At 37.2% G+C, this 10,231-nt stretch carries 10 protein-coding genes; all 10 read left to right on the top strand.

Going from position 1 to position 10,231, the window contains the following annotated elements; all coding sequences use genetic code 11:
• Positions 1 to 100: 100 nt before the first annotated feature.
• Positions 101 to 1,474, top strand: a complete 1,374-nt coding sequence (locus ON15_RS11135; RefSeq protein ID WP_010581570.1) for a DHA2 family efflux MFS transporter permease subunit — start codon at positions 101 to 103, stop codon at positions 1,472 to 1,474.
• Positions 1,475 to 1,623: 149 nt separating this feature from the next.
• On the top strand, positions 1,624 to 3,006 hold the full coding sequence (locus tag ON15_RS11130) for a glycoside hydrolase family 1 protein (RefSeq protein WP_010581569.1): 1,383 nt from the start codon (positions 1,624 to 1,626) through the stop codon (positions 3,004 to 3,006).
• On the top strand, positions 3,006 to 4,442 hold the full coding sequence (locus tag ON15_RS11125; RefSeq protein ID WP_010581568.1) for a PTS sugar transporter subunit IIC: 1,437 nt from the start codon (positions 3,006 to 3,008) through the stop codon (positions 4,440 to 4,442). Before ON15_RS11130 ends, ON15_RS11125 begins: the two co-directional genes overlap by 1 nt.
• Positions 4,443 to 4,463: 21 nt before the next feature.
• Positions 4,464 to 4,790 carry a PTS sugar transporter subunit IIB gene (locus tag ON15_RS11120; RefSeq protein WP_010581567.1) on the top strand — a complete coding sequence of 109 codons (327 nt, stop codon included), beginning with the start codon at positions 4,464 to 4,466 and terminating at the stop codon, positions 4,788 to 4,790.
• Positions 4,791 to 4,793: 3 nt separating this feature from the next.
• Positions 4,794 to 5,111, top strand: coding sequence for a PTS lactose/cellobiose transporter subunit IIA (locus ON15_RS11115; RefSeq protein ID WP_010581566.1), 318 nt, complete (start codon positions 4,794 to 4,796; stop codon positions 5,109 to 5,111).
• 97 nt (positions 5,112 to 5,208) lie between these two features.
• Entirely contained in the window at positions 5,209 to 6,639 is a 1,431-nt protein-coding gene (locus tag ON15_RS11110) for a 6-phospho-beta-glucosidase (RefSeq protein ID WP_010581565.1), read from the top strand.
• A 178-nt stretch (positions 6,640 to 6,817) separates the two neighbouring features.
• Positions 6,818 to 7,540 carry a GntR family transcriptional regulator gene (locus tag ON15_RS11105; protein ID WP_010581564.1) on the top strand — a complete coding sequence of 241 codons (723 nt, stop codon included), beginning with the start codon at positions 6,818 to 6,820 and terminating at the stop codon, positions 7,538 to 7,540.
• Between the two features lie 304 nt (positions 7,541 to 7,844).
• Positions 7,845 to 8,303, top strand: coding sequence for a LytTR family DNA-binding domain-containing protein (locus tag ON15_RS11100; protein ID WP_010581563.1), 459 nt, complete (start codon positions 7,845 to 7,847; stop codon positions 8,301 to 8,303).
• Complete coding sequence (locus ON15_RS11340; protein WP_010581562.1) at positions 8,303 to 9,034, top strand: hypothetical protein; 732 nt, start codon at positions 8,303 to 8,305, stop codon at positions 9,032 to 9,034. The genes ON15_RS11100 and ON15_RS11340 overlap by 1 nt, the downstream gene beginning before the upstream one ends.
• 24 nt (positions 9,035 to 9,058) lie before the next feature.
• Positions 9,059 to 10,231 (top strand): MFS transporter, encoded by a 1,173-nt coding sequence (locus ON15_RS11090; RefSeq protein WP_010581561.1) that lies wholly within the window; start codon positions 9,059 to 9,061, stop codon positions 10,229 to 10,231.

Here is a 10,231-nt window from a genome sequence, read left to right as displayed (position 1 = left end):
ACAAAAATAACCCCCTTACCGAAGTTAACTTTATCGGTAAGGGGGGATTTTGTGTTTGGAGGGATGATTTATTTTAAAGAGAGAAAGACAAGCATCGATTGTGGCTTTGATTGGCATCCTAGCTGGTGGCTTTATTGGACTCTTTAGTGAAACAGCTTTGAACATTGCACTGCCGACCTTGATGCAAGAGTTGAAAGTCGATGAAGGAACAGTTCAGCTGCTGATCACGGGTTACATGCTGGTGATCGGGATCGTTTTGCCGCTTTCCGGTTTAATCTCGCACTGGTTTCCGACTAAGCAGCTGATGTTGTTTGCTGTAACGATTTTTGCAACGGGTTCGGTTATGGCTGCCTGTGCTCCTAACTTTGGCTGGTTATTATTTGGCCGTATGATTCAAGGAATCGGGACGGGTTTATTGCTGCCATTAATGTTTACCATTGCTGCTTTATTGTTTCCACCGCAAAAACTAGGAACTGTTTTGGGAATCATTGGCCTTGTTATTATGTTTGCACCAGCTTTAGGGCCAACTATCAGCGGAGTTATTTTGCAAAATTTGTCATGGCGTTGGATTTTCTGGTTATTTTTGCCAATTTTGGTGGTAGCTTGGATTTTGATTCGTTTAACAGTGCCAAATTTGATTTCTCAAACTAAGCCTAAATTTAGTTGGTCAGCAGTGATTGCTTCGGCAGCCGGTTTTGGTATGTTAGTTACAGCTGCTAGCTTGGTAAGCAATTTAGGGATAACATCACCGTTAGTTTTAGGGCTGTTAGCGGTAGCTGTGGTTATTTTATTTGGTTATATTCATCAACAGCTTAACAGCTCACAGCCAATTTTAAACTTCAAAATTTTTAAAAATCGTGAGTTTAACCTGAGTACGTGGGTAATTGCGCTAAATTTTGGAATTATTATCAGCTCAATGTATCTCTTGCCCTTGCTTTTTCAACGCGGATTAGGGATCTCAGCGATCAAAACTGGTCTGTGGATGCTGCCTGGCGGACTGGTTAATGCTTTTGTTTCAGCTGCTTCCGGTCGACTATATGACCGATTTGGGGCCCGCAAATTAGCTAGTGGGGGAGTAATTTTTGCTTTGCTGGGGCTGACTTTATTGATAGTACTCACTTCACGAGCTACGATTGCTCATTTAGTAACTGCTCATATTTTATTGATGATTGGGGTGGCCTTGATTATGTCTCCAGTTCAAACATTTGGTTTAAGTCATTTAAAACGTCAACAATCAGGAGATGGCAGTACAATTATGAACACACTGCAGCAAATCAGCGGAGCATTGGCGACAGCCGTTACTACGACTCTAATGGCCTGGGGCTCATCATTAGCTGAAACTGACAGTCAGCGAGCAGCTTTTATTTTCAGTAGCCATTTCGGCTTTGGTTTTATTCTGTTGCTGGCAATGATTGTCGGTGGACTGATATTTGGAATTAAAGCCAAGTTTCCCAGCCATGAAGAAATAGAATAGGCAAAAAAAGCATCTAGTAATGAAGATGCTTTTTTTATGGCCTTTATAAAAGTATATACTTTATAAAAAATAGATATTGACTTTTTTTAAGGATGAATCTATACTTAAGATGTTCTCGAGAATGAAAGCGTTTAATAAGGAGTGAGAGATTGAAAAACAAACGAAAAATGCCGTCAAACTTTTTTTGGGGCAATTCAGTCTCAAGCATGCAATCAGAAGGTGCATGGAATGAAGCCGGCAAAGGGAAATCTGTTTATGATCTTCGAAAAGCTACCAAAACAAGTAGTGATTGGAAAATTGCAATTGATGAATATCATCGTTATGAAGAAGACCTAGATTTATTAAAAAACATGCATTTAAACATGTATCGAATTCAAATATCTTGGTCGCGGGTGAATCCAACTGGGGATGGTGATTTTAACTCAGCAGGAATTGCTTATTATGATCGAATAATTAATGCAATGCTTAAACGAGGGATTATTCCGATGGTGTGCCTATATCATTTTGATATGCCATTAGCTTTAGCCAAAAAAGAAAACGGTTTTATATCAAAAAGGACGGTCGCTGCATTTGTCAGATTTGCTAAAAAGATGATTGATCATTTTGCTGATCGCGTGCAATATTGGTTGACTTTTAATGAACAAAACTTGTATTTTACTAAGACAGCTTTTAGGATATCAGGCTATTTAAAGGGTGAACAAACTTTATCAGCGATGTATACAATTTTTCATCATACGGTTTTGGCACATTCGCTTATAACAGCTTATATTCATCAAAATTATCCGTCACTAAATGTCGGCGGAATGACCGCATATACCGAAGTTTATCCGGCTAGTTGTCGTCCTAAAGATACCATGGCAGTGAGAAAATTTTGTGAATTTCAATATAATAATTTGAACGATATCTTTGCTGAAGGACATTATTCACCAGAAGTTTTGCAATTTATTAAAAATTATCAAATTAAAATAGATTTAAATGCGGAAGATTTAAAACTGATTGAAAAATCCAAAGTTGATTTTTTAGCATTTAGTTACTATCGGAGTGAAGTTTTCAGTTCCGATAAATTAAATACTAAAATTCCACCAAATTTATTTGGAGAAAAAGCAAGTACTCCTAATGAGTTTTTAGAAACGAATGAATGGAATTGGTCGATTGATTCACTGGGTTTTCGCAATGTACTAACAGCACTTTATAACCGTTATGGAATTCCAGTTTTCCCAGTTGAAAATGGGATTGGTTTGAAAGAAATATGGAATGGTCACGATCCAATTAATGATCAGCAACGGATTGATTATCATCGAGCACACATCAAGGCTATGAAAGATGCAATGTTTATCGATGGTGCCAAAGTTCTAGGATATCTTGGCTGGGGATTGATTGACATTCTTAGCTCTCAAGGAGATATGGAAAAACGATATGGGACGGTTTATGTTGATCGAAGTAATCACGATTTAAGAAGTTTGCAAAGGATTCCGAAGAAGTCATTTTACTGGTTTAAATCGTTACTTGAAAAAAATGGAGATGAATTATAATGTCAAAAAGTAGTTTTGGAGACTTTATTAATAAAAAAGTTTTACCGCCAATTATGAAATTTGTTAATACCAAAGCGATCACTGCTTTAAAAGACGGAATGGTTTATGCTTTGCCGTTCATTATCATTGGCTCAGTATTTTTGATTTTATCAAATATTCCAATAACCTCGGTTGCTAATGCTTTAAAAGCATCTGGCTGGTCAGCAGTGTTTAGTCAAGCCTATACAGCATCGTTTGGGTTGATTTCGGTCTGGGCCTCAATTGGAATTGCGTATGTTTATGTTCGAAATGAAGGATATGAGCCACTTCCTGCTGGTTTAACTTCCCTATCAGCGTTTTTGATTTTGCAATTTTTACAAGTTGATAATCCTTTAGTCGCTTCAATGGGTAAGGCTGGTTCTGGCATTACCAACGCAGCAGGTAGTACCGTTATGAGTGGTACGCAAGTTGCTCAAAATATCGACAAGTTGCCTCACGCATTGCAAACATTTCTTTCATCACCAGTTACTAATGTAATTAATATTACTTGGTTGGGTGGTCAGGGAATGATTGCAGCAATCATTATTGGAATATTAGTTGGGTGGTCATATTCCAAAATGTTAAAAGCTGGTTGGAAAATTACCTTACCAGAACAAGTGCCAGCCAATGTTGCTAATCAGTTTACGGCAATGATCCCAGCCGGTGTAATTTTAACTGCTTCAATGTTGCTGTATGCTTTCTTCAAGATGGTTATGAGTACTGATTTATTGCAATTAATTTATAAAATGTTGCAAACGCCTTTGCAAGGTTTATCGGATTCTCTGGGTGGCGCTTTAATTATCGCATTTTTGGTACCTTTCTTCTGGTTCTTTGGCGTGCATGGCGGTTTAATTATGGGAGCAATCACCAGTGGTTTATTAATTCCAAATACTTTTGATAATGCACGATTGTTTAATGAAGGACGCTTAAGTCTTGCAAATGGTGCACATATCGTTACCAATGAATTTTATAATAACTTTATTAATTTAACTGGTTCGGGTATTACGATTGGTTTAGTTATCTTTACTTTGTATGCCGCAAGGTCAGCTCAAATGAAATCGCTTGGGAAAATTGAATTGGTGCCGGCACTTTTTAATATCAATGAACCTTTCTTATTTGGTTTGCCATTAGTTATGAATCCGTTCTTGGCGATTCCTTTCTTCTTAACTCCGGTGATTGTAGCTTTAACGACTTATTTAGTGATTTACTTTGGAATTGTTCCACCTTTAAATGGAGTGGCGGCACCGTGGACGACACCGCCAATCATTTCAGGCTTTTTAATTGGCGGCTGGAAAATGGCAATTTGGCAAACAATTGTATTAATTATGTCAACAGCAATTTATTTTCCATTTGCTAAAAAATATGACAGTTATTTGTTAGCTCAAGAACAAGAAAAAATAGCTAACGAGACAAAATAATTTAAAGGAGAGTTGATTTCAATGAGTGAAAGAACAATTATGTTAGCCTGTTCAGCAGGAATGTCGACTTCATTATTAGTTTCAAAAATGTTGGCTGCAGCCAAAGAAAAGGGGAAAGACTATAAAATTTTTGCAACTTCAACGGCTGATATTGATCATCAACTTGAATTTACGAAACCAGATATTTTACTACTTGGACCTCAGGTAGCTTATATGAAAGATGAAATTAAAAAGAAGACCGACAAAGCTGGAATCCCAATGGATGTCATTAATATGACTGATTACGGCATGATGAATGGAGCCAAAGTTTTGACGACAGCTGAAGAAATTTTAAATGGAAGGGCATAGTACATGAATGAGGATAAACGAATGCAAGTAGTTATGGGATTAATCATGGCGGGAGGCAATGCTAAAGGTAGTAGTGTGGCAGCGATTCAAGCTGCAAAAAAAGGAGATTTTCAAGCAGCAGAGAAAAATCTCAAGGCAGCTGATGAAGCATTAAATCAAGCTCATAATGTTCAAACTGAGATGTTAACTAAAGAGGCTCAGGGTGAAAAAACTCAAGTGGATTTGTATTTAGTTCATGCTCAAGATCATCTAATGACAGCAATTGCTTTTAAAGACTTGGCAAAGGAATTTGTTGCAGTTTATCAAAGGCTCGCAAAGTAATTTATTTAATAATCAAAAATTATATTTAGTCAAAATTGAGAAGCTGAGATTTTTTCCCAGCCTCTTTTATTAATAACTATAGGAGGAAAGAAAATTGATGAAGAGATTTCCTGAAAATTTTTTATGGGGTGGGGCAGTCGCCGCTCATCAACTGGAAGGTGCATGGGATGAAGCTGGTAAAGGGCCTTCCGTCGCTGATGTGATGACGGCTGGGTCAGCTAAACAACAGCGCCAAATTACAGCTGGAGTTATTACTGGTCAAAATTATCCTAATCATCAAGCAATTGATTTTTATCATCATTACCCAAGTGACTTGAAACTAATGGCTGAGATGGGTTTTAAATGTTTTCGAACTTCAATTGCTTGGAGTCGAATCTTTCCACAAGGCGATGAGACTCAGCCCAATGAAGCTGGTTTGAAATTTTACGATGATTTATTTGCTGAATGTCTAAAAAATGGGATTGAGCCAATCGTGACGCTTTCACATTTTGAAATTCCTTATAATTTAGTTGTCAAATATGGTGGCTGGCGTAATCGAAAAATGATTGATTTTTTCGTTAAATTTGCCGATGTTTGTTTTCAACGTTATCGCAAACAAGTTAAGTATTGGATGACCTTTAATGAAATCAATAATCAAACCGGTTATCATAATGAATTTTGCCTTTACACTAACTCGGGAATTCAAGTCAAGCCAGGTGAGAATGCTGAGCAACTAATGTATCAGGCTGCACATTACGAACTGGTGGCAAGTGCAATTGTGGTTGCTCATGGCCATGAAATCAATCCAGCTTATCAAATTGGCTGCATGTTAGCGATGGAGCCATTATATCCATTAAACTCACAGCCACAAAATATCATGATGGCAGAAAAAGCGATGCAGAAGCGCTATTGGTTTACTGATGTACATGTTAATGGCGAGTATCCATCATTTATGGAAGCTTTTTTGCAAAATAAGCATTATCGCACTGATATTACTGTGGCTGACCGTTATGATCTAAAACAGGGAACAGTTGATTATATTGGTTTCAGTTACTATATGTCAAAAACTGTTAAGGCTAGTGAAGATAATCCAGCTTATGAGTATGATGATTTTAGTAGTGATGTTCAAAATCCATTTTTGCCGGCTTCTGAATGGGGCTGGACAATTGATCCTGAAGGCTTGCGTTATGGTGCTAACTGGTTTAATGATCGTTATCATTTACCCTTATTTGTCGTTGAAAATGGTCTTGGCGCGCGGGATGAAATTGCCGCTGACGGTAAGATTCATGACTCATATCGGATCGATTATTTGCAAGCACATTTGGTTCAGTTAAAAAAAGCAATTGTCGAAGATGGCATCAAGATTATTGGATATACGCCTTGGTCAGCAATTGATATTGTTTCAGCTGGAACTGGTCAAATGGAAAAACGTTACGGGTTCATTTATGTTGATAAAGATGATCAAGGTAAAGGTACTTTAAAACGAATTCCTAAGGATTCATTTTATTGGTATCAACGAATTATAGCCACAAATGGTGAGAACTTGTAAAATTAATCTACTTCATAGAATAAACTTTTAAGCAGAGCTGCATCTTGACTCTGTTTTTTTTTGTAGAAATGAATCTTTTAAAAGAAAAGACTAGTTTTTCTTAATTAAAAGTCCAAGTTTGACTCATAAAAGTTGTAAAATAGAAAGTAAAAGAAAATCAATATTGAGGTTATTAATAATGAAAACCGTTAAATATCAATTTGTTGCAGAAACAATTCGTCAACGAATTCTTAAGGGAGTTTATAAAGCAAAATCAATTATGCCAGATCAAAATTCATTAGCTAGTGAATTTAATGTCAGTCGTTTGACGGTCAAGAAGGCACTTGATTTGCTGGCGCATGAGGGTTTGATCTACAAGCAGTCGGGTTTGGGAACAATTGTTTTAGGAGTCATTCCAATCAAAGCAGCTAATGATTCCCCAGCGAATGCTTTCGATGGATTAAGTCAACAACATACTGGCGAAAAGGTTGAGAGTAAAATTATTTCATTTGAAGTTCATTTTCCAAATCAGGATTTACAAACCAAGCTTGACATTAAAAAAGATGATCCGGTCTATGAAATCAGACGTTTGCGAATTTTAAACGGTGATCCTTTGATCTTAGAGCACACTTTTATGCCAGTTAAGTTAGTGCCTGGGTTAAATGAAGACATTTTGCATAAATCGGTTTACGGTTATTTGCATCAGCAGTTGCATTTGAAATTTGGTGGTGCATATCGCAAAATTCGAGCGACGTTGCCAGATAAATTAGATATTAAATATTTACAAGCCCAAAAAAACGATCCAATGTTGGAATTTGAAGAAATCGTCTGGTTAAATAACGGTGAAAATATTGAATATGCAACTAGTCGCAATCGTTACGATAAGCGAAGTTACACGGTACTGGATGTTAATGACTTTTAAATTATTGGGAGAGTAATAATAAAAAAATGCTTAACGTAACATTGACTTACCTGGGGACTTCAAGCTTAACTGATGAAGTCATTGCGATTGGTCAGATAAGGAAATAATTTAATTTATTAATAATTTATAAACTGCTTATCCAGAATCGGACAGCAGTTTTTTTATATTTTCTGAGTCGCTAATTGATTAGCTAGATCTGTCGGTAAGGGCTGAAATTTGACCACTTAGACAATAGCAGTTTATTTTAGTCAGCAAATATGGTGAAATGTAGCTAATCAAATCAAGACGCCAAAGAGGTGAAAGTATGAAAATTACCATTGAAGTTCAGTCTGATCTGCAGGAAAAAGAAATTATTATTCGCACACCAAAACTGGACCAGCAAGTCAAAGACTTGAGTCAGCTGCTTGAGAAGCAAGTCCAACAAACTCAACATTTTAAATTCTTTGATCAGGATGGCACGGAATATTATTTAAAGTTAACAGAAATTCTATTTTTTGAAACGGACGAGCGAAAAATTCTTGTCCATACGGCACGTCAGACTTACTTGACAGATAAGAAGCTATATCAGTTGGCAGAGCTTTTGCCGCCCAATTTTATGCGGGTCGCTAAATCGGCTATTTTAAATCTTGATCAGATCTTTTCTTTGAAGCATACTCTCACCGGTAATGTGATTCAATTCTATAATTCGCAAAAGCAATTATATGTGTCACGCAGTTATTATAAAAGTTTAAAACACCGGTTGAATGAAAGGAGATTACATTAATGAAGAAAGAACGTTGGTTTTGGGGCTTGGCTTGCTTATTAGCAGCAGTTTTGCTGATTGGCAGTCAGTTGCAATGGTTCAATTATCCATTTGGTCCAGGAACATTAATTGCCACTTTTTTGATCGTAATGATTCTTATCAAGAATTTAATCAATCTCAGTTTGACAGGAATTATTTTCTCGCTAGCTTTTTTGTTTTTCTTGTACCAAAAACTCTTGGGAATTGCGCTTTCAGGTTGGACGATTTTCTTGACGGCATTATTATTGGATATCGGACTGTCATTAATTCTGGGACCAGTTATGCAACATCATCATTTTAGTTCATTGCAAACCTTATTTGCTAGCAATCGTTCTAAGACCAAACACATTAAAAAAGGCTGGACAACTAATAATGATGAAATTATTCAGTTAAGCGGTCGACTGACGTCTAGCACGAAATACTTGCAAGCCCGGAATTTAAAAGAAGTTGAGGTGGTCATGCTGGCAAGCGATATGAGTATTTATTTTAATCAGGTCGCGGTTAAAGAAAATCAAGTAGTAGTCAAGCTCGATTGCACAGCCAGCAACTTGGATTTATATATTCCGCAAGGTTGGCAAGTGATTGACCGGCTTAAATCTTTGATGGGCAATGTAGAGATTGAACCAGCTGCTGATGCGACCATTTTGACCAAGACAATCTTGTTGATAGGGCAACTCAAAGCTTCAAATCTTGAAATTTATTACTTAGACTAATTAAAAGAAACCGGAAGTGGCAAAATGTCTGAAATTACGATCAGTGATCGACAGTCCAATCTACAAATCTTTAAAGACTTTTCTAGTAACTTAATCGGTTCTCTAAGTGGGGAGATGTTTTCCTTTGGAATGGGGCTGATGTTGCTGAATCAGACTCATTTAGCAATTAGTTTTGGGATTTCAACGATTATTGGTCCACTTGTCAGCTTGCTCCTGTTAGTCCCATTAGGGAATCTTGTTGATCGTTATCCCCATAAAGCTATCTTAATTGTCAGTGATCTGTCGCGGTTATCCAGTTTGCTTCTGTTTGCCTGGGCCTTGCCACTGTTTGCTGGAATTGGTAAATTGATCCCGGTAGTGATTTTCTCCATACTGGATTATATTTGGACTGATTTTTCGTCGACCACTTACTCGGCAGCTGTTCACGAATTAGTTAATGACCGCAAGATTCAAAAGCTGAGCTCACTGACTTCAACTGCCAGCTCAATTTCTGCGATTTTTTCACCCTTGTTGGGAGTGATTCTCTATTCATTGGTGGGATTTGAGGCCTTCATCATGATTGAGATCTTCTCCTCGCTAGTTTCGTTTCTGATCATGCTGACGATGAACTTTCATTATGCATCTAAAACAACTAAAAAACGGTCATCACAAACCGGACAGTTACAGATGTTTAAAGCTGGAATCAACTATATTCGCCATCGTCCGCTGATCAAAGGAGTCATCATGATCGCTGTCTTGGTCAATTTTGTTTTCACTAGTTTGACGGTTGAAATACCATTTGTGATCAATGACAGGTTGCATTTAGGCAATCTGCCGATCAGTGTTTTAGAAAGCGCAGATTCTGCTGGAATTTTATTGGGGAGCCTAATTATGAGCTGGCAGTTAACTAAGAATTACTTTCGCCAGCTATTATTGGTCCCACTGATTTTAGATGGCGTGATCATGATGTTATTGGGAGGTGTTTTTATGCTTTTCCGTTCGGCCGCTAGTGTTAGTCTTGCCGGAGCGTTTGTCATGTTTTTACTGGGAGTTGTCGTCGTAATTCCTAATATTGTCATGCAAGTCGAATTGCAAAAAAGTGTGCCAACAGAATTTCTGGGACGTGTAACAACCATTTTAATAACAATTAATAGTTTGATTATGCCACTGGGGACCCTGTTTTACACTGGCTTATTTCAAAAAATTCAAGCTAATTAG

Source organism: Liquorilactobacillus vini DSM 20605 (assembly GCF_000255495.1).
Lineage (GTDB): Bacteria > Bacillota > Bacilli > Lactobacillales > Lactobacillaceae > Liquorilactobacillus > Liquorilactobacillus vini.
The sequence above is the reverse complement of the archived record's forward strand: the minus strand, read 5'-3'. Positions and strand labels throughout refer to the sequence as shown.

Bases quoted from the DNA above. Each gene is read 5' to 3' on its own strand.
- ON15_RS11125 (WP_010581568.1), top strand. From the start codon at position 3,006: ATGTCAAAAAGTAGTTTTGGAGACTTTATTAATAAAAAAGTTTTACCG.
- ON15_RS11120 (WP_010581567.1), top strand. From the start codon at position 4,464: ATGAGTGAAAGAACAATTATGTTAGCCTGTTCAGCAGGAATGTCGACT.
- ON15_RS11115 (WP_010581566.1), top strand. From the start codon at position 4,794: ATGAATGAGGATAAACGAATGCAAGTAGTTATGGGATTAATCATGGCG.
- ON15_RS11110 (WP_010581565.1), top strand. From the start codon at position 5,209: ATGAAGAGATTTCCTGAAAATTTTTTATGGGGTGGGGCAGTCGCCGCT.
- ON15_RS11105 (WP_010581564.1), top strand. From the start codon at position 6,818: ATGAAAACCGTTAAATATCAATTTGTTGCAGAAACAATTCGTCAACGA.
- ON15_RS11100 (WP_010581563.1), top strand. From the start codon at position 7,845: ATGAAAATTACCATTGAAGTTCAGTCTGATCTGCAGGAAAAAGAAATT.
- ON15_RS11340 (WP_010581562.1), top strand. From the start codon at position 8,303: ATGAAGAAAGAACGTTGGTTTTGGGGCTTGGCTTGCTTATTAGCAGCA.
- ON15_RS11090 (WP_010581561.1), top strand. From the start codon at position 9,059: ATGTCTGAAATTACGATCAGTGATCGACAGTCCAATCTACAAATCTTT.